The sequence below is a fragment of the Waddlia chondrophila WSU 86-1044 genome, from assembly GCF_000092785.1.
Taxonomy (GTDB): domain Bacteria; phylum Chlamydiota; class Chlamydiia; order Chlamydiales; family Waddliaceae; genus Waddlia; species Waddlia chondrophila.
Genome location: NC_014225.1, coordinates 782,218 through 806,476 on the forward strand (window position 1 = coordinate 782,218; position 24,259 = coordinate 806,476).

The window sequence follows — 24,259 nt, forward strand, 5'->3', positions numbered from 1 at the left end:
GAGTAGATAGATTCATGAGCCGTCAAAAAGTCTTGATCACATCAGCATTGCCCTATGCAAACGGCCCGTTGCATTTCGGCCACATCGCAGGAGCTTATTTGCCCGGAGACTGCTATGCCCGTTTTCAGCGGTTAATCGGCAGCGATACTTTGTACATTTGCGGATCGGACGAATATGGGGTAGCCATTACGCTGAGTGCCGAGATCGCCGGCCGCACTCCAAAAGAACATGTCGACCTTTACCATGAAGTGATCAAAGGGCTTTTTCAAAAACTCAACCTTTCTTTTGATCACTATTCCCGCACCACCTGGGAAGGGCATGAGAAACCGGTGCATCAGTATTTTAAAGATTTGTTGGAGAACGGCTACATTGAAGAAAAAGTGACCGACCAGCTTTACTCTGAACAAGATAAACGGTTTCTTGCCGATCGATACGTCGTCGGCGTCTGTCCGGGATGCGGATTCGATTGCGCAAGAGGGGATGAATGCCCGCAGTGCGGTGCAAGTTATGAGGCAACCGACCTGAAGAACCCTCGTTCCAAGCTGACGAACGCGCCATTGACGCGCAAAGCCACAAAACATTGGTTTTTGAAGCTTGATCGTTTTAAAGAACGGTTGACTGAGTGGCTGAACTCTAAGGAGTGGAAGCCCAATGTTGTGAATTTTGTCAAAGGGTATATTAAAAACCTTCGTCCTCGAGCGATCACTCGCGACTCCGAATGGGGAGTGCCCGTGCCTCTATCCAATACAGAAGGCAAGGTTTTGTATGTCTGGTTTGATGCTCCAATTGGATATCTTTCCGCAACGATGGAGTGGGCATTAAAGAAAGGAGATCCTGAACAGTGGAAAGCGTATTGGTGCGATGAATCCACCACCTTGGTGAATTTCATAGGGAAAGACAATATCCCTTTTCACGCGGCGATCTTTCCAGCGATGACGATGGGACAGAACCAGCCGTACAAATTGGTCGACCACCTTCCCGCCAATGAATTCTATCTGTTGGAAGGCAGACAGTTCAGTAAATCGGAAGGGTGGTACATCGATCTCGACCAATTTTTTGAACGGTATACGGCAGATCAAATCCGCTATGCGATTGCTGCCAATGCTCCTGAAACATCCGACTCAGAATTTACCTGGAAAGACTTTCAGTATAAATGCAATGGCGATTTGCTTGGAAAATATGGCAACTTGGCCAACCGGATCATGGTGTTCAGCCACAAAAATGTTCATGGCAAAGTGCCTGCCAGGAAGAATCTTGACGAAGTGGACAAGGCGTTTCTTAGCAGTATTGACGTCTTGGTTGATCAAGCTTTCCAGTGCTATCAGTCGTTTTCGCTGCGAAAAGCTTGTCAAGTGATCATGGAACTGGCACAAAGGGGAAACATCTACTTTGACGGCAAACAACCTTGGAAACTCGCTAAAGACCCTGAGCAACGAGAGGTGCTTGAGACCGTTTTGTCTTGCTGCTTGGAGTGCTTGAAGGCGTTAGCATTGATCTCATCTCCTATCTTACCGGAGACTGCCGACAAACTTTGGACGATGTTAGGGTTTGAGGGCAGATTGTCCGATACCGGATGGCAAAAAGCGGCCGCAATGGAAATTCCTGTGGGGCAAAAACTTGGTCAGCCTCAAATTCTCTTCAAAAAAATTGAGGACGAACAGATTGAAGAGGAGCTGGCAAAATTGAAGGCGCTTTCTAAAAAGCATCAACCGACAGAGAAATTGTTGGAAATCGAGCAGTTCAAACAACTGGATCTGAGAGTTGGGGAAATTGTCTCTGCCGAAGAAATTCAAAAGAGTAAAAAATTATTGAAACTGCAGGTGAATCTTGGAGAGGAAAATCGAACCATTGTTTCCGGAATCCGCCCCCATTACCAAGCGGATCAGCTGATTGGAAAGAAAGTGGTCATTGTTGCCAACCTTAAACCTGCGAAGTTGATGGGAATTGAGAGTCAAGGGATGGTTCTTTGCGGAAGCGACGGCAAGATTATGGAACTTTTGTCGGTTGACACCCTCCCTGCAGGCAGCAGAATATCCTAAATTGAATATCTTAGTTGAATCTTAATAGAGAAATTTGCTAACATCTTGCTACAAAAACACAAGAATTCATGGAGAAGTCATGCCAAAGTGTCAAGTGACAGGCAAGAAGACAACACGCGGCAACAAATATAGCATCCGCGGTATTGCCAAAAAGCAGAAAGGGATCGGTCTAAACATTACGGGAAAGACAAGACGGACATTCAAGCCGAATATCATTGAGAAAAAACTCTGGTTTCCTGAGGAAAAGCGTTTCATTACGCTTAAACTTTCTACTTCGGCGTTACGCACGATTGATAAGGTTGGCGTGGGCCCCATTGTCCGCAAACTGCGTGCGCAAGGCCACAAAATTTAATTGAGTGGTAGCGGGCGGAACGATTTTCCGCTCGCATTGTCCATCATTTTTAAATCTTCAATCATCATTTTATTTGAAGTTGACATTGTCTAGTTTTAAATGTTACATAAATTTTTTTATTATTTTGGTAGCATTGGAAGGTGTGATGTCTGCAAATATCCATCATCAGCCTTTGGGCTCTTTATCGAATTGTGAATGTTGCGAACAAATTTTGCCTGAAGCGCCCACTGAAAGCGAAATTTCAGGGGTCATCCATTTTTTTTGCAGCACGGAATGCGAAAAAAATTGGTCTCAAAATCGGAAACTCAAGCTGCACGATGGATTTACCGACGATATCACAGCAAATAAAACAGCAGAGATCTCTTCAGCTCTCTTTTCCTCTTATGAGAATGCTTTTGATTGGAGCGGGATGGATTTAAGTGTGAAGCCTGGGGATGATTTTTTTCATTACGCGGCAGGAAAGTGGATCGCTAATGTCCAAATTCCCAAAGGCCATTCCGGTTGGGGATCATTTTATGAGGTTGCCAAAAAGAATCAAGATCGTTTGCAGGAGTTATTAACGGAGCAGTTTGTGCCGACATGCGATTCCGACGAGATTCTTCTCAATTTTTACAAGAGTTATTTGAATCTGGAAGCCCAGAATGAAGCAGGGCTTTCACCGATTGCCGATTATCTTGAAAAAGTCGACAGCATTGCAAGCTTTGAAGATGTCGTTGACGTCTTGGCTTTCTTGCAAAAGCATGGAATTCCCTCGTTTTTTAGTTTATGGGTAAGCGCCCATCCATACGAGAGCGAAAGGAATATCGTCCGCATCGGCCAGGGTGTCTTAGGCATGGGGGATCATCAGCTCTATATCGATGAAAAAAAGGATGACATACGCAAAGCTTATCTTAAGTATGTTGAAAAAATTTTTGAGTTGTCGGGAGAAGACGAAAAATCGGCTGCAGGATTGGCTGGCAAGTTGTTTGCATTTGAGAAAGAGTTAGCTGAAACATTCATGAGCAAGGAGAATGAGAGGAAAATAGAAATGACCACTCACTTGTTCGATCGATCGCAGCTTCAAAAAACTTTTGACTTTCCATTTGATCGTTTTTTTAAGCAAATGGGAATTTCCCCTTTAGTCGTGAATGTAAAGAACGAGGAGTTTTTAAAATTTGCAACTAAGCTATCTCGTGAAATTGAAAGCATCAAGCTCTATTTGCGATTTACCATTATCAATAGTTTCAAAAGCGCGCTAGGAGCTGAATTCTTTCAATCGTCTTTTGATTTTTATCAAAAAACGTTAAATGGCGTGGAAACACCCAAGCCGATTCAGGAAAGGATGATAGACTCCATGAACTCCATGTTAGGGGATGCTCTTGGTAAACTTTATGTTGCTAAGTTTTTCTCTCCTGAGAAAAAACGATCCGTAGAGGAGATGGTTTCTTTTGTAAAAAAGGCTTTTTTCCAAAGGATTGACCAGTTGGGATGGCTGGGAGAGAAGACGAAAGCTAAGGCGATAGAAAAAGTGCAGGCGATGGAGATACAGGTTGCCTATCCGGATGAAGAGCATTGGACCGATTATAGCCGGATGGAAAAAATTTCGGGGGATTCTCCTTTAGCGTATCATTTTAAGGAAATTTTTAGCTTTGAAAGTCAGCGTGAGTGGAGCAAAGTGGAAAAACCTGTCGATCGCAGGGAGTGGCCTTGGCCTCCTCAGGTGGTGAATGCGTGCAACATGCCGAATCGGAACATGCTTAATTTTCCGTGCGGCATTTTGCAGTACCCGTTTTTTACCAGCGATCCAGCGGTTAATTGGGGGGCATTCGGAATGGTTTTCTGCCATGAAATGATCCACTCTTTTGATGATCAAGGGAGAAAATTTGATCTGCATGGAAATCAGGCGGATTGGTGGTCTGAAGAAGATAAAGAAACGTATGACAAATATGCCAAAGAGATTGTGGAGCAATTTAATGAATATTCTTTGTCTTTTTCCGATGGGACGACGCAAAATGTCAGGGGAGAGCTCTGCCTTGGAGAAAATATTGCAGATTTAGGAGGACTTCAGATCGCTTATTGTGCTTTTCAAGAGTACTTAAAAAGCCATCCTTTGCCGACTGTGAACGGATTTACTCCTGAACAAAGATTTTTCTTGGGATACGCTCAGGTATGGCGGGTGAAATTAACTGAAGAGAGTGAAAAATTGAAATTGAATAATGATCCGCACAGCCCGCCTCTTTGGAGGGTTAATGGCGTGCTTTCTCAGATGCCTGAGTTTAAGCAGGCTTTCGGATTGGATGATGATTGCCCTATGGTGCGGCCTGAAGAGAAACGCTCCAAGATGTGGTCGCCTACACGCTCTTAATTTCTAGGAACATCAAGTGGAATCCATTTTTCGCTTACGTTGTGCCTCTTATAATGATGGCGGTCGTTTTCCTCTTCGATTAGATCTTCGTCATCGATTTGAGGCATTTCTTTCTTTTTATACTTCTTGATGATCTCCAAAAGCTCGTCAATTCGCTTCACTTCCGATTCTTTCAGACTATCCCTTCTTTTCTTGATGATTTCGGCTAGAGAGGAGATTTCTTTTTTACTGATTTTAATCTTTTTGTAGATATCCGGACTTGTTTTCTTTATCCACTTCAGTTCTTGAACGACGGCGATAAATTTCTGGGCAGGATGAAGAGCTTTTGGATCATCCTTATTTTTTGAGCTTTCCAGAATCTGGTTGACCTTCATCTTATACAAGCCTTCCGTAAGGGCTTCTTCTACTTTGGAATAGTTCATTTTTCCCATTATTAAACCTCTTTATCTATGTCTTATTCTATCATTTTTTTTTAAAAATATCAAAAAAATATTACAATGAAACATCCTCCATTGCAAAGTCTTTAGCAAAAAGGTATATTGAATTTAATGGAAGAGATTACTGTAGACATGGTTGTGATCGGATCCGGACCTGCGGGGCAGAAGGCTGCTATTCAAGCCTCGAAGCTTGGCAAGCAGGTCATTGTGATCGAAAAAGCTCCGGATCCAGGAGGCAGCTGTCTGTTTGCAGGAACGATCCCGTCTAAAACATTTCGGGAAGCGATCATCGATCTGACACGTTTTCATGAAAGGCGTTTTTTTAGTGGAAGGCTGCCGAAGGATGAGATCTCTATGACGGATCTCCAATATCGGCTGGATAAGGTGATCGATGATGAAAAAAGCATGCTTTACCGCCAGTTCAGAAGAAATCGAATCCGTTTAATTCAAGGTACTGCACGTTTTGAAAATCCTCATATGGTGGTAGTCATCGATGAAGAATATCGCATGCTTTATCAGATCCGGTCCGAGCACTTTGTCATCGCTACAGGCTCTAAGCCTCGCAAACCGATTGATATTCCTTTCGATAATGATGTGATTCTTGATTCGACCAGCCTTTTGCGTATCAAGGATGTGCCTAAAAGTTTATTGGTTTTGGGAGGAGGAGTCATTGGAGCGGAGTATGCGAGCTTTTTTTCGGCTTTGGGCACACAGGTGACAATTATCGACAAGAAAGACCATATTTTGCCTTTCCTTGACTCAGAGATCGGCATTCATCTGCAAACGGCCCTCACCGATATCGGTTTGAAATTTTTAGGAGGCAAGATCCCCAAGAAAATAGCGCGGGTCAATAACCATGCTGTGGTCGAATTCGAAGATGAATCTGTATTGGAGGCTGATAAGCTCCTGTTTGCATTGGGCAGGACAGCGAATGTAGAAGGGCTGCATATTGAAAATGCAGGTTTGAAGACAAATGATTGGGGGTATTTGGTTGTCAATGCACTGTTTCAAACGCAGCAATCGCATATTTATGCCGTTGGAGATGTTATCGGCGGGCCAAGCCTCGCTTCAACCAGTATGGAGCAGGGGAGGCTAGCTTCCAGACATGCTTTTGGAGCTGAATCGCATCATTTCCCAGCCTTTTATCCTATTGGGATTTATTCAATTCCGGAGATATCAAGTTGCGGCTACACGGAAGACAAAATGAAAGAAATGGGATTTAGTTATGAAGTGGGAAGAGCCTACTATTACGAGATTGCCCGCAGCCACATTGCCGGCGGATCGACAGGGCTGATCAAAATTGTCTTTCATGCGGAAACCCTGGAAATTTTAGGCGTGCACGCGATTGGCAGGGGTGCGACAGAATTTATTCATATCGGACAGATGGCAATTAGCTTTCGAGCCAAAATCGACTATTTTATTGATCATATTTTCAATTACCCGACCTATGCTGAGGGGTATCGCGTGGCAGCCCTGAACGGTTTTAATAAAATTAAACACAGGAAATAACAGACAGGATAATGGAGCATAAAGATCATCAAGAGATTGAAAAGCCTGAGCGCATTTATGTTGAAACTGAAGATTATGATCCCGGACATGAATTTGGAGGGTTTCAGAAAGAGTTTAAGTCTTCTTATCAAAGAATCGGAGCTCGAAGCTATCCTGTTTCAGTTAGAATTGCCTGTTTGTTTCTGACACTATTTCTTCTCTTTTTTCTTCTGATGGCAACGCCTTTTGTCTTGCTGTTTTTTGGCGTCAACGTGTTGACGTTTTTTCAGTGGCATAAGCTCTGGGAGCGCACGAAAATCGTGTGGAGCACTTATAGCAAAATGATCGTCACAGCATTTGGCCTTTTGGTCGGAATTTTCAGCCCTGCATTAGGGTTATCGATCATTGTGGTCTACTTGATGATGCAAGGTCAGAAAAGTAGCAATACTTGGGTGGAAAGAATTTTTAAGGCAAGTAAGAAAAGGCAGGGTAGATAATATCTTTTAGCCAGCTATAATTTTACTAGCTTGAAATCTGCAATTCAGCATATGATGGAGTTACTTAAACTGTTAGTCTTTTCTGCTCTCGGATAGTTCCCTGTAAGGTGAAGACTTTAATTTTTTTTTAGTATTGGAGAAAGTCATGAAACTTTATGTAGGAAACTTGTCCTATCGTGTATCGGAAGATCAATTCAAAGATTATTTTGCCTCTTTCGGCGAAGTCTTGAGTGCGAAAATCATTACTGATCGTTTTACCGGTCAGTCTAAAGGATTCGGATTTGTCGAATTTGCAGATAAAGAAGCTGCAGAAGAGGCAATTAAAGAGCTCAATGGATCTAACTTCGAAGGACGCAGCATTGTCGTTAACGAAGCGAAGCCGATGGAAGATCGTCCTCCTCGCCGCAGCAAAACACGCGGTTAGAGAAGACCTTGAAGAGCAGAGGAGATTTCCTCTGCTCAATCAGAAGAAAGCGAATCCGCTTTACGCGCTGCAAGGATCTCTTGCATGCGAGCCTCTATTTCCTCGATAGATGGCTGATTCTCTCCCGAATCTCTGAAAGGCAGCTGCCACATGGCAGGATAAAGACAGGCAATCCCTGCGCCAATGACCATGCCGATGAGTCCAGCTCCTGAGCTGTCTTCGACTGCCCTATCGAATGTCGATGTTGAAGAACCTTCATCCTGAGGTTCGAGTTTAATTCCTGCTACGCATTGACTTAGCTTCATTCCAAGAAATGAGATTCCGCTTCCCGCTAAAACTCCCGAAGTGGTGCCGAATCCAATGATATTGTTCATCACTGTATGCGGTTTTTTAAATGATTTGATCGGAGTAAAAATAAATTGCAGCATGCCGCTAGTTGTTGCTGCAATCAAGGCAACACTTAATGCTGCAATCTTACTGGCGACGTTGACGAGTGTTCCGATTGCAAATCCAAGGCATCTGCCAGCCATTTTCAACCTTCCCAAAACAGGGCCTAGATTTTTATCTTTTGCCCAGGATTCCCTGAAGCTTTTTTTGATTTCTTTCGGAGAGAATCCTGTCAATTGCCTTGTTACGGCTTCTCCGAGATTTTTGTACAAACTGCCAACCGGAGCGCCTCTCATACGTTTGGCTGCTGTTTTAATGTCGTTGACGGAACTTCTTTCCGGTGTTAAAGGTAGGAGAAGGGTGTCTAGTGATGGGTCGGCATCATCGATTGATTCGAAAGAACTGAAAGAAGTATCTCCTCCTCCTAAGGAAAGGGGGTAATCGCTGTTCATTTTTGCCTCTTCTTTAAAAAACGGATAAATTCTTTTTGTGATTTCAACAGCTCTTGGTCGCACTCTTTCAATGCGTGATCCAATGTTTCAGCTGCCAGCTTGTGCTCTCCAATCGATAGATAGATCTCCGCTGTGTGCAGGTGAGGTCCAGGATGATCGTAATTGACGAGGGAAGCCATTGCAAATGAGCGCATCGCTTCGGAAAAATTCCCCTTCTTTTGCCAGCAGATACCTTGCGCATACCAAGGTTCGAATGTCAAATGGCTAAGGTTGGTTAACAGTAAAAAAATGCTTAGCGCATTGCTGTATTGTTTTTGATGAAAAAAATCAGCAGCAATGGTGTAGAAACTGTTAAAGGTTTCTTCACTGAGTCCGAACATTTCTAAAAGGGTATCGTAAAAAAAGGGGATTTCATCGTTTGACGGTTTTTCCTGAGAAATAAAACGGTGTCCTGCTTGTTGCAGGTCTTCAATGATGACAGTAGCGTTTGGCAATTTGTGCAAATGCTGCAAAGCTAGATCAAATCCCTTTTCCATAAGGGAAAGCTCTTCTCTTCCCAGCAAGAGGTTTTTAAATTCCTGCATCTCCTTTTCCACGTTTTTTTTCAAAGCGGGAATAGAAGCTCCTAGCTGCCCTTTGGAGATTTGTTGCGATTGTAGATGTTCCAGATACATCCGCTCAATTTCTTCCATGAGAGGCTTTATAAGCTGATCTTGGATCTCAAATATCATTTTATCCATCATATGAAATGATATATTAAATAATTTAAAGATGTCAAATAATAATTATATCATATACACACTCTTATCCCTTTTGCTCAAATTCCTGTTTTGCTATACCGATTATTTTGGAAAACGATAAGGTGTAAGGTTATGCAGAATCAAAAAGTGCAGGGGATCGAAATTTTAGGAAAAATGTCTTCTGAATATGGGGAAATTTTAACGGATGAGGCGCTTTCCTTCATTGGAGTACTGCACAGGAGGTTTAATCAGAGGCGTTTGGATCTATTGGAGCAAAGAGCGGAAAGGCAGCAGAGGCTAAATAGGGGAGAGCTGCCGATGTTTCTTAAGGAGACTGAAGCGTTGAGAAACGATATCGGCTGGACGGTTGCCGAAACTCCGGATGATTTGCAAAAGAGATGGGTAGAGATCACAGGGCCGACAGATCGAAAAATGGTGATTAATGCCATGAATTCCGGAGCCGATGCGTTTATGGCGGATTTTGAAGACGCGAACTCTCCGACTTGGGATAATCTTGTACAGGGGCAAATCAATTTGCGTGATGCGATCGATGGCTCTATCTCTTTTGAAAATCCCGATGGGAAAACGTATGCGCTTAATGAAACGCATGCGACCTTGCTCGTACGCCCAAGGGGGTGGCATTTAAATGAAAAGCACTGCAGGGTCGATGAAGAAGAGGTTTCCGGTTCGTTGTTTGATTTTGGGCTCTATTTTTTTCACAACGCCCATCGCCTTTTGAGAAAAGGAAGCGGCCCCTACTTTTATCTTCCCAAGCTGGAAAGCCATTTAGAAGCCAGATTGTGGAACGATGTGTTTCTCGCAGCTCAAGAGGCTTTGGAAATTCCTCGGGGAACAATCCGTGCAACCGTTTTGATCGAAACAATTTTGGCTGCTTTTGAAATGGAGGAGATCCTTTTTGAACTGCGGGAACATTCGGCTGGGCTGAATGCTGGAAGATGGGACTATATTTTCAGTGTGATCAAAAAATTTCGCCGTCTTCCGGGTTTTTCTCTGCCTGATCGCAATCAGATCACGATGACTGTTCCTTTTATGCGGGCATATACAGAACTTTTGGTGAAGACGTGTCATCAGAGGGGTGCTCATGCGATTGGCGGGATGGCTGCGTTTATTCCGAATCGCAAAGATCCGGAAGTCACAGAAAAAGCTTTGCGAAAAGTTAAAGAAGATAAGCTGCGCGAAGTTGGGGACGGCTGCGACGGCACATGGGTAGCGCATCCGGACCTTGTGCCAGTTGCAAGGGCTGTTTTTGAGGAAAACCTTGAGGATAAGGCAAATCAAAAAGATCGGTTGAGGGAAGATGTCCATGTTGCCGCAGAGGACCTTTTGCATTTTAGTATTCCAAATGGAACGATTACAGAAGAAGGAGTCAGGCATAATATTAATGTTGCGCTGCAGTATTTGGCTTCCTGGCTCTCTGGGAAAGGTGCAGCGGCCATTGACAATTTAATGGAAGACGCTGCGACTGCGGAGATTTCGCGGGCACAGGTTTGGCAGTGGATCCATGCAGGCTTGAAAACTGTTGATGGAAAGGCTGTCACTGATGAGTGGGTGTCGATACTGATCGAAGATGAACTAGCCAAAATTCGTGCGTTTTATGGCGAGCTTTACCAGGAAAAGCTTTTTACGCAGGCACGTGCGCTGTTTGAAGAGCTTGTTTTTTCCAAACATTTTGTGGAATTTTTAACATTGCCGGCTTATCAAAAACTTAGGTAGGTTCATGTATACAAAAGAAGATGTTGCGTCGTTGGAAAAGGAGTGGGAGACCTCTCCCCGCTGGAAGGGGGTTGTTCGGCAATATTCTGCAGAGCAAGTGATCAAGTTGCAAGGATCGATTGCCATTGATTATCCATTAGCCAGAATAGGAGCGGAAAAACTCTGGAATTTACTGGAGAGTGAAACGTTTGTGCGGGCTTTGGGTGCTTTATCGGGAAATCAAGCGGTCCAAATGGTGCAGGCAGGGTTAAAGGCGATCTATGCCAGTGGCTGGCAGGTGGCTGCTGACGCAAATGACGCCCTGCAAACGTATCCAGACCAAAGCCTTTATCCTGTGCAGAGCATGCCGCATTTAATCAGGCGGATCAACAACGCGCTGAAACGTGCAGATCAGATCCAGCATATGCAGAACAAAGTAAATGGAGATTGGTTTGTTCCGATCATCGCAGATGCTGAGGCGGGATTCGGGGGCAATTTGAACACCTTTGAGTTGATCAAGGCAATGATCGAAGCAGGATCTGCAGCCATTCATCTCGAAGATCAGCTCTCTTCGCAGAAAAAATGCGGCCATATGGGGGGCAAGGTTCTTGTTTCAGGTGATGCGTTTATTGAAAAATTGATGGCTGCGCGCCTTGCAGCTGATGTCATGGGAATTCCCACGTTAATCATAGCAAGAACCGACGCGCATTCTGCCAAATTGATCCGCTCCGATTCCTATTCGGTAGACCGGCCGTTTTTAACAGGGGAACGCTCTGTGGAAGGCTTTCATTATATTGAAGGGGGAATCCCTTATGCGATTGCAAGAGGGCTTGATTTTGCTCCTTATTGCGATCTGGTCTGGTGTGAAACATCGACACCCGATCTGGGAGAAGCTAGGGAGTTTGCGCAAGGAATTCATGAGAAATACCCCGGCAAGTGGCTAGCTTATAACTGCTCTCCTTCTTTTAACTGGAAAGCGAAGCTAGATGATCGATCTATCCGGGATTTTCAGGAAAAGCTTGGGGAAATAGGGTACAAATTTCAATTTGTCACTTTGGCTGGATTTCATACGTTGAACGCTTCAATGTTCGATTTGGCTAGACAATACAAAGAAGAGGGGATGGCGGCTTATTCCCGTTTCCAAGAACGGGAATTTGAGTTGGAAAGGCAAGGCGGTTTCAGTGCAATTAAACATCAGCAGTTTGTGGGAGCCGGTTATTTTGATATGGTGACGATGACGCTTAGCCAAGGTCAGTCATCGACCACGGCGCTTGCGGGCTCGACAGAAGAAGAGCAGTTCAACCTGTGATTGACGATGTGCTTTTAGCCGATCTGTCGATGCAGTAGATGCCTAGATTAACCATGACAATGCTCACGGCCAGTTCGATTGTAAAGGGGGTAATTTTGGCAAGGATAAGCCAGATGATCGAAAGAACAGGAGTTGCATTGGATAGGGCGCCTGCCATTTTCGGATCTTTCTTCAATGTGATGCGCCAAAGATAATAAGGGATACCGAACATGCTGACGGAATAATAGCCGAGCATCATCCATTCATTTGTATTGGGTTGTATCCAATGCTCTGTGATCATCAGATGGAAAAAATTGAAAATTCCCAGGATGAGGATATCTTCTCCGATGCTTGTAAACCCTTTTTTGTCTTTTTTTTCCTGATCGGTGTATAAAAGATAAGCAACCCATCCTAATGCACCCAATATGCTTCCGAGATATCCGGATAAGTATCGAAGGCTGAAGGCATCTTGCTTCAAATCAGGAGAAAGCAAGATGGCAATTCCCATAAACCCCAGCCAAATTCCTGCAATGTCCCACTTGTTCAACTTTCGAGTAATGTTCCAGGCTTTGATGATGATGAGGATTGCAGGCCATGTGTAGAAAATCAGGTTGATTTGAGCCGGCGGAGCATTTTGGAAGGCATAGATATAGCCGTACTGGCTGATCCAAAAGATTGCTAGAATTGCCCATCCCTTTCGGATGCGGTTTTTCATGGAATGCAACGAAAACCGGCTCTTTTCAAAGTAGATGCTGATGAGTCCGCCAACTAGCTGTCCAACTACTAAAATTTGGCTGACAGGGAGGTTTTTCATTTTAAAAATAAAATAGGCTCCGGTTGACCATAGAAAGATCGCGATCACCCCAGGTAAATATGATGTTATCTTTCCCAAGGAGTCAGAATTTCGCATCCGTCCTCTGTGATTAAAAGTGTATGCTCCCATTGGGCGCTTGGCTTTCCGTCTACAGTACGGGCAGTCCAAAGGTCTGTCGGATCAATCACAGCTTCACGCGCGCCAGCGTTGATCATGGGTTCAATGGTAAATGTCATTCCAGCTTGAAGAGGGATGTGCATGCTGTTCCGGCAATGGGGGATCTGAGGTCCTTCATGAAACTTGACGCCGACGCCGTGTCCGACGAATTGGTTGACTACAGAGCATTTCTTGGGGTGGGCTATCGATTCGATCACTTCTCCGATTTGCGAAACTAAAATGCCCGGCTTCAAGATCGCGATCGATTCCATCAGGCTGTCGTAGGAGACATCGACCACTAGCTGTTTTTCTTCGGAAATCTTGCCAATGGAAACCATGCGGCTGCAGTCGCCAAAATAGCTGTCAAGGATGCAGGTGACATCGATGTTCAAAATATCGCCTTCTTTCAGTGGAGTGAGATCAGGAATACCGTGGCAGATCACTTCATTGAGAGAGGTGCAGATGTGCTTGGGAAAAGGGGGAGAGCCATAGTTTAACGGAGCCGCGATCGCTCCAGCCTCTTTGTGCAGTTTTTTGGCCAGCTCATCCAATTCCAAGGTGGTGGTCCCTTCTTTGGCAGCTTTGCAGAGTTCGTCAAGGAGTTCAGCTGCGAGCCGGCAGGAGCGGCGGATTCCTTCGATTTGCCGATCGTCTTTAATTAGAATGTTGTGTTTTTTATAATATTCTTTTTTGATTTTTTCGAGGTTATTGTCTTTTCCTTGTTCCGGGTAGTGGCATTTTTTCCATTTTTTACCGCTTCCGCACCAGCAAGGGTCGTTTCTTCCGATCATGAGGTTCACGTTTGTTTGCATTTGTTCTTTCAGTATTATATAATACTCTCTCCATTTTACAAGTTTTTCCATCAAGGGTAGGTTCATGAAGCCCAAAGATTTAAAATTTCCCTTTTCTTGGGAAGCCAGGCAAGTGCTGCTGAAAGACCGCGTCCTTTATGTGCCGGAGTATTACGACAACTACGATCAATTCACCTTCCCCGGATGGGAAGCTCCCTCTTTATTCGGCAATTCCAAATCGGTTGTGATTGAGTATTGCAGCGGCAATGGAGCTTGGATTGTTGAGAAAGCGAAATCCAATCCTCAGAATAATTGGGTCGCAGTGGAAAAAAGATTTGACAGAGTGCGGAAAATTTGGTCCAAAATAAAAAATGAACATTTGGACAATCTCGTTGTTTTTTGCGGTGAAGGATTTCGGATGACGCAGGAGTATTTCCCTTCTGGAGCTGTTGATCGGATTTATATCAATTTTCCCGATCCCTGGCCAAAGAAAAGGCATGCAAAGCACAGGATTGTTCAAAGGCCTTTTGTTGAGCAGATATCCAGGATTTTAAAGCCTCAAGGAGTCTTGACTCTTGTCACGGATGACGCAGTCTATTCGGAACAGATGATAGAGGTGTTGAATATGCAGGAGGGCATGTGTTCTGCTCATCCAGAGCCCTACTATGTTAACGAGCTTGAAGGCTATGGAACGTCTTTTTTTGACGCCTTGTGGAGGGATAAAGGCCGAGTGATCCGTTATCATCAATACCGTAAGCAGGAATTGATGCATGCAGTTGATTGAAAAAAAAGAGCCCTGCCTTTACCGCGAAGATTCTCTCTCGGCCTTTTACTCGATCGCTCCATATGATTCTAAAGGAGCGGAGAAAGCGGGCGCTTTGGTTCAAGGCAGAACCTTTCAAAGAGATACTTTGGCAGATATCTTAGAAACGTACAACCGCGGTCTTGGAAATGGTGCAGCTGCTTTGGAAAACATTGCTCGATTCCGCAAACCGTCGACTATGTGCGTGTTCAGCGGGCAGCAACTGGGGTTGTTTGGAGGGCCTGCTTATACCGTTCTCAAAGCGTTGACCTGTTTGCTCCTGGCTCGGCAGCATGGAGCCGTTCCCATGTTTTGGATGGCGACAGAGGATCATGATGTCGATGAGATCGATCATACGTATCTGATCGACAACTTAGGCAATCTCAATAAATTTCACCTTTCCCTTCCTAAGGATGGAAGGTTTGTGGAAAATCTTACACTTTCCGGCGAGCATCAAAATGAGCTTAAGAGGTTTTGCCAGGTGATTGGCAGAGAGGATCTTTATCAGATCGTTCGGGGGGAAACCAGCTATTGCTTGGCGATGGCCAAGGTGATGGCAGAAATCTTCAAAGGGACGGGGCTGATCTTTCTTGAACCTCGGATCCTGCGCCCTTTTGCTGTGGAATTTTTGAAAAGGGAGATTTCGGACTGCGATCAAATCGCGCACTCTTTAAGCCAATCGGCGCAAAAACTTTCTTTGGCTGGCGGAACGGCTGTTCTGGATGTGTCTCAAGGAACGAACTTGTTTATTAAAATGAGGGGATCTTTACGATGCAAGATCTATCGCATGGGTAAAGATTTTGAAGTTAGAGGTGAAACGTATTCTGAAAAGCAGCTGTTGCAGTTGATTGAAAAAGAACCTGAGCGTTTCAGCACGAATGCTGCGGCCCGCTGTGTCTTGCAGAGTTGGTTGTTTCCAGTGCTGGCCTATGCAGCAGGTCCGAGTGAGTTGATGTACTACAGACAGCTGAAAGATTACCATGAGTATCACGGGATCTCTATGCCTTGGATTGTTCCCCGTTTAAGTTTGTCTGTTGTCACGCCAATTGCGCAGGAGATGCTCGAGAAAATCGGCAGAGATCCTTGGGATAAGCTTCCCGAGAGTTGGATAGAGATTGTTCCTTCGATCGAGGAGGGGGGGGAAGGGCTCACGCATGAATGGATCGCTAGCGCAGAGAATCATTTTGGTCGGGACCTTTCAGAAGAGTCGATACGGAGGTTTGCCGCTTTTCAGTCGGAGAAGCTTAAGCGAAAGGCGATTCTGTCAAGGTTGAGGAAAAAGGGGATCGCTCCTCATTCTCTGCATTATCTTAAGAATTTGTTGCATCCCCACGATAACATTCAAGAGAGAGTGCTGAATTGGTGGGAGTTTCAATCCCATGTTGATTATTCAGTCATTGATGAACTTTTAAAACAACTTAACACAGTCCCTCGCGGACATCTTTACTGCTTTTTATGAACATCTATCTTGCCGACACATTGCCTGTTGAAGTCCCTGCAGGTTTCGAAGCTGTTTCCATTACGCTTGATGCCGGGCTGAAAAGCCTGCTGGAGTGGAGAAAGGAGCTCCTGGAAGCAGATCGCCTTAAAAAGAAAGGGTTTAAACTTTTTTGGAATTTAGATTTCGATCTCCAATTAACATGCACAGAGGCGCAAGTTTCTTCGCTTCGCCTGGCAGTCGAACATTTTTGCTCTGCTGTTTGGGAGAAATTTCGGGAAGAAACCGCAGGTGTTTGCCTTTATTTGGGAGGCGATCTACTGAACGATGAGCAGATTCGCGTGTTGGAAATTTTGGCAGGCGGTTTACCCGATGAGGTGGAAGCCTTTATCATGCTTGATGTTTCATCTCTTTCCAGCCCTACAGAGATTTCACGGGCGATTTCAAAAGAGCGGTTTCCCCATTTCACTCTTGTTGTAAAAGGCGTGGAGAATCCTTTACCGGAATTTGGTTGGGAGAGTGTCTGCGGATCTAGAGGAATGATTGGAAGACATTTGGTAGAAAATGCGATCGTTGAACCAACGATCGGGCTTTGTATACCGGAGAAAGGAGCGTCGCCATCTTTGGATGAGATTGCGCTTTGGTTGAAAAGTAAAGACCTTCCGTTTCGCATGATCCCTGAAACTTTGTTGACAAGCGAGTGGCAAGGATTGGATGATGTCATTGTCGATTCTGAAACTGTAGCTTCACTTTGCAAACGGCGGCTGATGGGGTTCTGCGCTGCAGGAGGAACGATTGTCACGATAGGCAAGTCTCTTGGCTTGCCTATAGAAGTGAGTTGCGAAGAGTGGAAAGATTCGTTGCGCCTTAAACAGGATTTGTCAAAGTCCCGTTTGCTATCATGACATGGGCATCAAACGGATTGCCGTGCAAAGTCTCCGAACTTAAAACAAAACCTTGCTTATGTGTCATCACGATAGAGACCTTATATCCAAATGTTTTAGTTAGATTAGGCAAGCCTTTTGGCTTGCCTATAGAAATGAGTTGTGAAAGACTACCGCGTCAGGATGCCGCCATATTCAACGAATACAGGGACAAAGACTAAGCTGACAATATTCATGACATTAATCAGAATATTTAAGCTAGGGCCGGAGGTGTCCTTAAATGGGTCCCCAACTGTGTCGCCAACAACAGCAGCCTTATGACTGTCAGACCCTTTGCCTCCAAGCTCTCCTGATTCGATGAATTTTTTAGCGTTGTCCCAAGCGCCTCCGGCATTGGCCATCATCACCGCCATTAAAAAACCGCTGATCAAAGAACCAGCCAATAGTCCGGCTAAAGCTTCGTTGCCTAAAAAGAGGCCGACGGCGATTGGAGAGGCGATTGCGATGATCCCCGGAATGATCATTTCCTTCAATGCAGCTTGAGTTGCAATATCGACGCATTTTCCATATTCCGGTCTCGTTTTTCCTTCCATTAGACCGTCAATGGTCTTAAATTGCCTTCTCACCTCTTCGATCATTTTAAAAGCGGTTTTTCCGACCGCCTTCATGGTTAGCGAAGAAAAAAGGTAGGGAAGCATTGCTCCAAGAAACAAGCCGATCAGCACTGTTGGATTCGTGATAGAGGTGTTCTCAAGTTTTGCAGCGATGCTGAAGGCGGAAAATAGTGCAAGGGCTGATAGCATCGCTGAGCTGATTGCAAATCCTTTTCCAATAGCGGCAGTGGTATTTCCCGCTTCATCCAAAGTATCTGTCCGTTCGCGCACCACTTTATCGAGCTTCGCCATTTCTGCGATTCCACCGGCATTGTCTGCAACAGGGCCGTATGCATCAACAGCAAGAGAGATCCCAAGAGTTGAAAGCATGCCGACGCCAGATAGGGCGATGCCATACAGTCCGGCTAACAGGAAAGCCAGATAGATGACGCAGCAGATCACGATAATAGGCATGACGACACTGCGGTAGCCGACGCTTAATCCTGTGATAATATTGGTTCCTGCTCCGGTCGAGGCTCCTTGGGCAATCTCTTGCACAGGAGAATAGGAGCTGGAGGTGAAAAATTCTGTGATCAATCCGATCAGTATTCCTCCAATCAATCCTGTGACGATCGCAAAAAAAACGCCATTTTGTGTATAGCTGGCACCTAGAAGTTCGAATGATTCCGGCAGACAGGTTCGAGAAAGAAGCCAGACTCCGGCTACAACAAGAGTGCTGGCGAAAAAAAGCCCGTTCCTAAAGGCTCCATGAACAAGAGGCTGTTCGGATCGTCTTCCTTTGGTGACAAAAAACGAGCCTAAAATAGATGCCACAATGCCAATGCCAGCGACCAGAATCGGGAAAATGATGGCAGGAAAAGAGTGGAAAGTGAAAGCGCCGATTGTAAGCGATGCGATAATCGTTCCTACATAAGATTCAAACAGGTCGCCTCCCATTCCAGCGACATCGCCCACATTGTCTCCGACGTTATCGGCGATGACGGCTGGATTGCGGGGATCGTCTTCCGGAATGCCGATCTCTACCTTGCCTACAAGATCGGCGCCGACGTCCGCAGCTTTTGTAAAGATGCCGCCTCCTACCCGTGCAAAAAGTGCGATCGAGGAACTTCCAAGGCCGAAACCTTTGATGATATGGATGGCAGATTCATGAGACATTCCCATGATTGGAACCAAAAAAAGGTAAAGGGAAGACAGGCCGAGCAATGCGAGGCAAACGACGCAAAGTCCCATGACCGCTCCACTGGAAAAAGCGAGTTGCAATGCTTCGTGAAGGCTTTTAATCGCTGCGTTGGCAGTTCGGACATTTGCCTGGACGGCAATGCGCATTCCCAGATATCCTGCGCCTCCTGAACAAAGCGCTCCGATGACAAAGGCGATCGCGGTATATTTCCCTTGGTTGACAGAGGAGCCGGCTTCATCGAGCGAATACCAAAGAATGGGGGTCAGGATGAGAATAAAAATTGCCAATACTTTATACTCGCGGTGCAAAAAGGCCATTGCGCCTTCTTGAATAGCACGTGCAATAGACTTCATCTCCTCTGTTCCTTCCTCATGGGAAAGGATCCAGTTGGCAAGATAGGCGGCAAACAAAAGGCCAGCCAAGCTGATGAATGTGATGATTAACAATGGAACCATTTGCAATTACCTCTTCACTAAAAAAAAAGTTTGTTTAAAACTCTCGACTATAGAGAGTTGATCTTTAAATGAGAAGTTAGTGGGTAAAATGACTGATTTTAAAAAACTTAAAGCATTCGATCAGCTGACAAAGCTGGCAGAAGATCCGATCGATTTGACTTCTGAAGGTGTTTTGAACCCCGAGAGAGTGCAGAAATATAAAGCTTCAGCCGAAGGGTTTAGGCTTTTGTTCGGAACGGAAAGAGTCACTGATGACGTATTGGATGGATTGAGAGGCTTAGCCGTTGAATCTCAAGCTGTGGAGAAGATGAAGGAGATGCAGACAGGTGCCGTCATGAATCGGATTGAAGGGTATCCAAGCGAAGAGCGTAAAGTGCTTCACACGGCAACTCGAGATCTGTTCGGCAATCCTCAAGAACCCGAAGCTGCGGCTTTGGCGCGCAGGGAAGTTGATAAGCTCGAAGCATTTCTTCCTGGTATCGAGGGACGGTTCAATGAGTTAGTGATGATCGGCATTGGCGGCTCGGACTTGGGGCCGCACGCAAATTATTTAGCTTTGCAATATTTGCAAAAAGCTGGAAGGAAGGTGCATTTTATCAGCAATGTCGACCCTGATGACGCAGCGGGTGTTTTTGATGAAATCAACTTGGAAAGGTGTCTAGTCGGTGTCGTTTCGAAATCGGGCACGACGCTGGAAACCCTTTCAAACGAAGAGCTTGCCCGTCGACGTTTTGAAGTGGCAGGATTGAATAGCCGTCATCACTTTATTGCGATCACCGGTGAAAACAGTCCAATGGACAATCCCGAAAGATATCTCGAAAGCTTCTATATTTGGGATTGGATAGGAGGAAGGTACTCCAGCACCTCTATGGTCGGAGGAGTCATGATTGCCTTTGCCTATGGATTTGATGTTTTTATGGAGTGGTTGAATGGCGCTCATGCAATGGATCGTGTAGCGCTTCGGTCCGATATTGAGTATAATCTTCCTTTGCTCGCTGCGCTTTTGGGGATCTGGAACCACAATTTTCTTGGGTATTCGACTCAAGGTGTGATGCCTTATTCTCAGGCTTTGATTCGGTTTCCCGCTCACCTTCAACAGCTTGATATGGAGTCAAACGGGAAAAGGATCGACAAGACAGGAAAGCGTGTTGATTTTAAAACAGGTCCTATTATTTGGGGAGAGCCTGGAACCAACTCGCAGCACTCCTTTTTTCAGCTTCTTCATCAGGGAACAGAGATTGTGCCGCTCGAATTTATCGGATTCAAAAAATGTCAATATGGGCAAGATCTTAATGTCAAAGGAACGACATCTCAGCAGAAGTTGTTAGCGAATCTGTTTGCTCAAGCGATTGCGCTTGCAACCGGAAAATCCAGCAATCATCCAAATCAATGCTTTCCCGGCAATAGACCTTCGCGGTTGTTGCTCGCAAATCAGCTCACCCCTTATACTTTAGGAGCTTTGTTGAGCTATTTTGAGCATAAAACGGCTTTTCAGGGATTTATTTGGAATATCAACTCTTTCGATCAAGAGGGAGTGCAGTTGGGAAAAGTTTTGGCGAATCGCTTGTTAGATCAATTTAAATCCGTAAAAGAAGGGGAATATCCTCTTGGGCAAGCTTATTTGAAACAGTTGGAAGAGATTTAATGGCGCTTCACACCTTTGACATCCCCCGAAGGCATCGCCGGTGTGTGTTGGGAAACGAGGATTTCACGCCCGGTCAATCTTATTACTCTTTGCTTGAACCAAGTGAAGAGGGGTATATGCGAAAAGATTATTGTCCGGCATGTTGGCAAAATGTGCAAGAGCCTGAAGGGAAAGTTTTTTGGAAATCCTCCATACCTGAAAAGCAGCAAGCATCTGCGGAAACGATGCGAAAAGATGAACGGGCGCTGGAACTTTTAAAAGAATATCGTTCAAGCAAGTGCAGAGAAGAGCAGAATCAAGCTTTTATCCTGGCGCTTTTGCTGACGCGCAACAAACTGCTGCAGCTCAGGCAGGAGATTGAAGAGGATGAAGGGAGTGTACAGCTCTACGAAGTTCGAAGCACAGAAGAGATCATCGGAGTTAAAAAGGTCGATCTTTCATCAATCCAAGCTGATTTAATTCAGACAGCGTTAACGTCAGCGCTAGTACCCAACCATGAAAATTTTTGAAACAAATTCTCATTATGAGCGTTGTGATGAGTCGATCGCAAGCGTCTCAATATTAACTATATTAAGTCGTTTGCGATCGACTCATCCCAACAGCTCAGAATGGGAATTTGAACCGAAAGTTTTCATGGTTGGGTACTAGGATAGGTTCATGATTGAACAACTGGATGATTTTTTGATCTATTTAGGGTCTGAAAAAGGGCTGACTCAAAATACAATCGAGGCTTATCAACGAGACGTTTTCTCTTTCATCTCCCACCTTGAATCGAAAGGCATCCAAGGATTTAATGAAGTTGGCCAGGAAGAAATCGTCGATTTTCTCTCTTATCTGAAATCAAGGCAATTGGCTGTCTCCACAATTTCAAGACATCTGATAGCGATCAAAGTGTTCTTCCGCTTTCTCAAACGGGAAGGGGTGGTTGAGAATAACGTATCGCTTTATCTGCAATCGCCTAAAGGTTGGCAAATCATTCCCGATGTGTTAACGATGGAAGAGATGGAGATCCTTTTAAACCAGCCCGATCCAGAAACTTCTGAAGGTGTGCGGGATCGAGCAATTCTTGAGCTCCTTTATGCGTGTGGATTAAGAGTGTCGGAACTGTGCCAAATGAAAATTGAGGATTTGGAAGAGGAGACTGTACGCGTTTTTGGCAAGGGAAGGAAAGAGCGGATTGTTCCTTTGGGAAGCCATGCTTCTCAAGCCATTAACCGATATCTTGCGAAACGCGCCGATTGCAAAAGCATTGATGAAGCCGGCTATCTGTTTGTCAATAAGCGGGGAAAACCGATGAACCGTGTTTTGATTTGGAAGATGATTAAGGAATATGGCGCGCAGGCCGGCATCACCAAATCTTTGTCGCCTCACACCATGCGCCACTCATTTGCTACCCATTTGCTTGATAATGGCGCGGAATTAAGGGTGATTCAGGAGATGCTTGGCCATGCCAGCATTAGCAGTACGGATCGTTATACCCACATTAGCCGAATTCATTTGCAAAATGCATTCGATCGGTATCATCCCAGGAGTTGACAGCTCTTTGTGCGCGTTGGACCATACAGCGTCCCAAGTTAGCTGCATAAAAAATTGAGCCGGCAGCCCAGGTCACTTGCAACGCAAGAAAAGAGGCGATGCCAGCGAGCAGTAAAACTCCTCCGGTTTGGCTCTTCCAAATGGATTTGATCTTGTCGGTGATTTCCTGCACTTTAGCATCCCAGATAATGCCGGAAATAAAGCCGAGTGTAAAAAGAGTGGGGTTTGTTGCAAACATGGCAGCTCCCGCCAGTCCTATAAGGATGACTCTGGCGACGTGCCAAATTTTTCCCAAAATCGATTTTTCCTGATTTTGAACAGAATTTGGCACGCTGAGTCGAGGATCTTTATGAAAAATGCGGGGGACTTGATACACTTTAACAACCTGCTTCTAAAGTTTTAAAGAACACTTCTCAGTATACACGATTTTCACAAGAAAATGCAAAATAGGTTCAATATTCACCCTTTCACGATTTTTTTGCGATCTTATCAGAATTTCGAGATGAAATCAAAATTAACAGGGTTTTATCAAATAAAATAATTGACATTCAATAAAAAAAGTTATATTATATAAGTATAATAGGTAAGCATTATATAATGTCTATAACCTAAGGAGGTTCCTTAAAGAAAAAAGTGAAATTTTTCCTTTAATTTAAGAGGTGTTGGTCATGAAAGACGATGATCTAGGCGAATTCAAAATACCAAAAAAAATCCAAAAGAAGCTGAATGATAAGGAATGGCTGAAAAAGGAATTTGCCAAAGGAAGATCTGCACAAGAAATTCTAGAGTTTTCAGATGAGACGATGGCAAAGTTTTACCATGCAGCGTATCATCTTCTTGAACATGAAAAATATACTGATGCTGCCGATGCGTTTCTATTTCTGGTCACATTAAATCCTAAAAATCCTGAATTTTGGCTGGGGCTCGGGATGTCTACGCAGATGTGCGGGAATTTTGAAGATGCAATTGACGCTTATGAAATGGTGGCCTTTTACAAACCGGACGATCCAGTGCCTTATTTTTATTTAGCTAAATGCCTTTTTGCAGTTAATGAAAGGGAAAACGCTTTGCAAGCGTTGGATCTGGCAGTTGAATACGCATCTGATAGTGCAGAATTTGCGGATTTAAAAAAACAAGCCATACAAGCAAGAAACCTCATTCGAGGGTATGAATAATCGATTAATCTTGATAAGATTTCTGTATGTTTACAGGAATTGTCAAAGGAACGTTTCCCATTGTCGATATCATTAGGGAGCGCGGCTTCAGTTGCGCTGTTTTGCTTCCTTCGGAGTTAAGGGAGAAGCTTGCCATTGGAGCGAGCGTTGCTGTAGATGGCGTGTGCCTGACGGTTGTGGAAATTTTGGGAGACCGTGTCTATTTCGACCTAATCGAGGAAACACTAAAAGTGACAACTTTCAACGCAATGGAAATTGGGCGTCTAGTCAATGTTGAACGTTCCTTGAAATTCGGCGATGAAATTGGTGGACACCTGCTTTCGGGACATGTGATGGCAACGGCGGAAATTTTTGAAAAACAGACGCGAAACGAAGAGACGATTGTCAAGTTTCTTGTGCCGGAAAGGATTGAAAAATATTTCTTTAAGAAAGGGTTTGTTGCCATTGACGGGATCAGTTTGACCATTGTTGAAATAAATCCTCTCTCCGTTCATTTGATCCCTGAAACTTTAAGAATGACGACTTTAGGTCTCAAACAACCCGGAGATCGGGTGAACATAGAAGTTGACTACCAAACTCAAGTTCTTGTCGATAGGCACTCCATGTAG

At 44.6% G+C, this 24,259-nt stretch carries 23 protein-coding genes; 16 read left to right on the forward strand and 7 right to left on the reverse strand.

Annotated features, from left to right (window positions below; genetic code table 11):
• Nucleotides 1-14: 14 nt before the first annotated feature.
• The 3 genes from metG (at nucleotide 15) to WCW_RS03430 (ending at nucleotide 4,735) form a co-directional block, all read left to right on the forward strand.
• On the forward strand, nucleotides 15-2,039 hold the full coding sequence (metG, locus tag WCW_RS03420) for a methionine--tRNA ligase (protein ID WP_013181795.1): 2,025 nt from the start codon (nucleotides 15-17) through the stop codon (nucleotides 2,037-2,039).
• A gap of 79 nt (nucleotides 2,040-2,118) precedes the next feature.
• Nucleotides 2,119-2,391 (forward strand): 50S ribosomal protein L28, encoded by a 273-nt coding sequence (gene rpmB / locus WCW_RS03425; protein ID WP_013181796.1) that lies wholly within the window; start codon nucleotides 2,119-2,121, stop codon nucleotides 2,389-2,391.
• 145 nt (nucleotides 2,392-2,536) lie between these two features.
• Nucleotides 2,537-4,735 carry a M13-type metalloendopeptidase gene (locus WCW_RS03430; RefSeq protein WP_013181797.1) on the forward strand — a complete coding sequence of 733 codons (2,199 nt, stop codon included), beginning with the start codon at nucleotides 2,537-2,539 and terminating at the stop codon, nucleotides 4,733-4,735.
• On the opposite strand, the gene WCW_RS03435 is transcribed toward WCW_RS03430, so the two are convergent.
• The gene (locus WCW_RS03435) at nucleotides 4,732-5,166 is read right to left on the reverse strand and encodes a hypothetical protein (RefSeq protein WP_013181798.1); all 435 of its coding nucleotides are present in this window, start codon (nucleotides 5,164-5,166) and stop codon (nucleotides 4,732-4,734) included. The genes WCW_RS03430 and WCW_RS03435 overlap by 4 nt on opposite strands.
• A gap of 117 nt (nucleotides 5,167-5,283) precedes the next feature.
• Here WCW_RS03435 and sthA point away from each other — a divergent pair, with 117 nt between their 5' ends.
• The 3 genes from sthA to WCW_RS03450 all read left to right on the forward strand — a co-directional run bounded on the left by sthA (nucleotide 5,284) and on the right by WCW_RS03450 (nucleotide 7,581).
• Nucleotides 5,284-6,681, forward strand: coding sequence for a Si-specific NAD(P)(+) transhydrogenase (gene sthA, locus WCW_RS03440; RefSeq protein WP_013181799.1), 1,398 nt, complete (start codon nucleotides 5,284-5,286; stop codon nucleotides 6,679-6,681).
• Nucleotides 6,682-6,692: 11 nt separating this feature from the next.
• Nucleotides 6,693-7,157 (forward strand): hypothetical protein, encoded by a 465-nt coding sequence (locus WCW_RS03445; RefSeq protein ID WP_013181800.1) that lies wholly within the window; start codon nucleotides 6,693-6,695, stop codon nucleotides 7,155-7,157.
• Between the two features lie 145 nt (nucleotides 7,158-7,302).
• Nucleotides 7,303-7,581, forward strand: coding sequence for an RNA recognition motif domain-containing protein (locus WCW_RS03450; RefSeq protein WP_013181801.1), 279 nt, complete (start codon nucleotides 7,303-7,305; stop codon nucleotides 7,579-7,581).
• 35 nt (nucleotides 7,582-7,616) lie between these two features.
• Here the strand turns inward: WCW_RS03450 and WCW_RS03455 are convergent, their stop codons facing one another.
• Both WCW_RS03455 and WCW_RS03460 read right to left on the reverse strand, forming a co-directional pair.
• Nucleotides 7,617-8,420 (reverse strand): hypothetical protein, encoded by an 804-nt coding sequence (locus WCW_RS03455; RefSeq protein WP_013181802.1) that lies wholly within the window; start codon nucleotides 8,418-8,420, stop codon nucleotides 7,617-7,619.
• Complete coding sequence (locus tag WCW_RS03460) at nucleotides 8,417-9,151, reverse strand: hypothetical protein (RefSeq protein WP_041941499.1); 735 nt, start codon at nucleotides 9,149-9,151, stop codon at nucleotides 8,417-8,419. Before WCW_RS03460 ends, WCW_RS03455 begins: the two co-directional genes overlap by 4 nt.
• Before the next feature lie 141 nt (nucleotides 9,152-9,292).
• Here WCW_RS03460 and aceB point away from each other — a divergent pair, with 141 nt between their 5' ends.
• The gene (aceB, locus tag WCW_RS03465; RefSeq protein WP_013181804.1) at nucleotides 9,293-10,894 is read left to right on the forward strand and encodes a malate synthase A; all 1,602 of its coding nucleotides are present in this window, start codon (nucleotides 9,293-9,295) and stop codon (nucleotides 10,892-10,894) included.
• A 4-nt stretch (nucleotides 10,895-10,898) separates the two neighbouring features.
• On the forward strand, nucleotides 10,899-12,182 hold the full coding sequence (aceA, locus tag WCW_RS03470; RefSeq protein WP_013181805.1) for an isocitrate lyase: 1,284 nt from the start codon (nucleotides 10,899-10,901) through the stop codon (nucleotides 12,180-12,182).
• On the opposite strand, the gene WCW_RS03475 is transcribed toward aceA, so the two are convergent.
• Together WCW_RS03475 and WCW_RS03480 are read right to left on the reverse strand one after the other, a co-directional pair.
• Nucleotides 12,172-13,104, reverse strand: coding sequence for a DMT family transporter (locus WCW_RS03475; protein ID WP_079891159.1), 933 nt, complete (start codon nucleotides 13,102-13,104; stop codon nucleotides 12,172-12,174). The genes aceA and WCW_RS03475 overlap by 11 nt on opposite strands.
• The gene (locus tag WCW_RS03480; RefSeq protein ID WP_041941757.1) at nucleotides 13,041-13,919 is read right to left on the reverse strand and encodes a methionyl aminopeptidase; all 879 of its coding nucleotides are present in this window, start codon (nucleotides 13,917-13,919) and stop codon (nucleotides 13,041-13,043) included. Before WCW_RS03480 ends, WCW_RS03475 begins: the two co-directional genes overlap by 64 nt.
• Nucleotides 13,920-14,007: 88 nt before the next feature.
• Here WCW_RS03480 and trmB point away from each other — a divergent pair, with 88 nt between their 5' ends.
• The 3 genes from trmB to WCW_RS03495 are packed head-to-tail and all read left to right on the forward strand — an operon-like array spanning nucleotide 14,008 to nucleotide 17,067.
• Entirely contained in the window at nucleotides 14,008-14,706 is a 699-nt protein-coding gene (gene trmB, locus WCW_RS03485; RefSeq protein ID WP_013181807.1) for a tRNA (guanosine(46)-N7)-methyltransferase TrmB, read from the forward strand.
• Complete coding sequence (gene bshC, locus WCW_RS03490; protein ID WP_013181809.1) at nucleotides 14,693-16,183, forward strand: bacillithiol biosynthesis cysteine-adding enzyme BshC; 1,491 nt, start codon at nucleotides 14,693-14,695, stop codon at nucleotides 16,181-16,183. The genes trmB and bshC overlap by 14 nt, the downstream gene beginning before the upstream one ends.
• A complete protein-coding gene (locus WCW_RS03495; protein ID WP_013181810.1) occupies nucleotides 16,180-17,067 on the forward strand; it encodes a hypothetical protein in 888 nt (295 codons plus the stop codon). The genes bshC and WCW_RS03495 overlap by 4 nt, the downstream gene beginning before the upstream one ends.
• 149 nt (nucleotides 17,068-17,216) lie before the next feature.
• On the opposite strand, the gene WCW_RS03500 is transcribed toward WCW_RS03495, so the two are convergent.
• Nucleotides 17,217-19,295 (reverse strand): sodium-translocating pyrophosphatase, encoded by a 2,079-nt coding sequence (locus tag WCW_RS03500; protein ID WP_013181811.1) that lies wholly within the window; start codon nucleotides 19,293-19,295, stop codon nucleotides 17,217-17,219.
• Nucleotides 19,296-19,383: 88 nt separating this feature from the next.
• Here WCW_RS03500 and WCW_RS03505 point away from each other — a divergent pair, with 88 nt between their 5' ends.
• The 3 genes from WCW_RS03505 to xerD all read left to right on the forward strand — a co-directional run bounded on the left by WCW_RS03505 (nucleotide 19,384) and on the right by xerD (nucleotide 22,476).
• Nucleotides 19,384-20,940 (forward strand): glucose-6-phosphate isomerase, encoded by a 1,557-nt coding sequence (locus tag WCW_RS03505; RefSeq protein WP_013181812.1) that lies wholly within the window; start codon nucleotides 19,384-19,386, stop codon nucleotides 20,938-20,940.
• Nucleotides 20,940-21,449: a hypothetical protein gene (locus WCW_RS03510; protein WP_013181813.1), complete on the forward strand. Its 510-nt coding sequence runs from the start codon at nucleotides 20,940-20,942 to the stop codon at nucleotides 21,447-21,449. The genes WCW_RS03505 and WCW_RS03510 overlap by 1 nt, the downstream gene beginning before the upstream one ends.
• 148 nt (nucleotides 21,450-21,597) lie before the next feature.
• Nucleotides 21,598-22,476: a site-specific tyrosine recombinase XerD gene (gene xerD, locus WCW_RS03515; protein WP_013181814.1), complete on the forward strand. Its 879-nt coding sequence runs from the start codon at nucleotides 21,598-21,600 to the stop codon at nucleotides 22,474-22,476.
• Here xerD and WCW_RS03520 read toward each other — a convergent pair.
• Nucleotides 22,424-22,852 carry a hypothetical protein gene (locus WCW_RS03520; protein ID WP_013181815.1) on the reverse strand — a complete coding sequence of 143 codons (429 nt, stop codon included), beginning with the start codon at nucleotides 22,850-22,852 and terminating at the stop codon, nucleotides 22,424-22,426. The two genes, xerD and WCW_RS03520, sit on opposite strands and share 53 nt — an antisense overlap.
• Nucleotides 22,853-23,144: 292 nt before the next feature.
• Between WCW_RS03520 and WCW_RS03525 the strand changes: the two genes are divergently transcribed.
• Both WCW_RS03525 and WCW_RS03530 read left to right on the forward strand, forming a co-directional pair.
• On the forward strand, nucleotides 23,145-23,651 hold the full coding sequence (locus WCW_RS03525) for a SycD/LcrH family type III secretion system chaperone (protein ID WP_013181816.1): 507 nt from the start codon (nucleotides 23,145-23,147) through the stop codon (nucleotides 23,649-23,651).
• Nucleotides 23,652-23,677: 26 nt separating this feature from the next.
• Nucleotides 23,678-24,259, forward strand: coding sequence for a riboflavin synthase (locus WCW_RS03530; protein ID WP_013181817.1), 582 nt, complete (start codon nucleotides 23,678-23,680; stop codon nucleotides 24,257-24,259).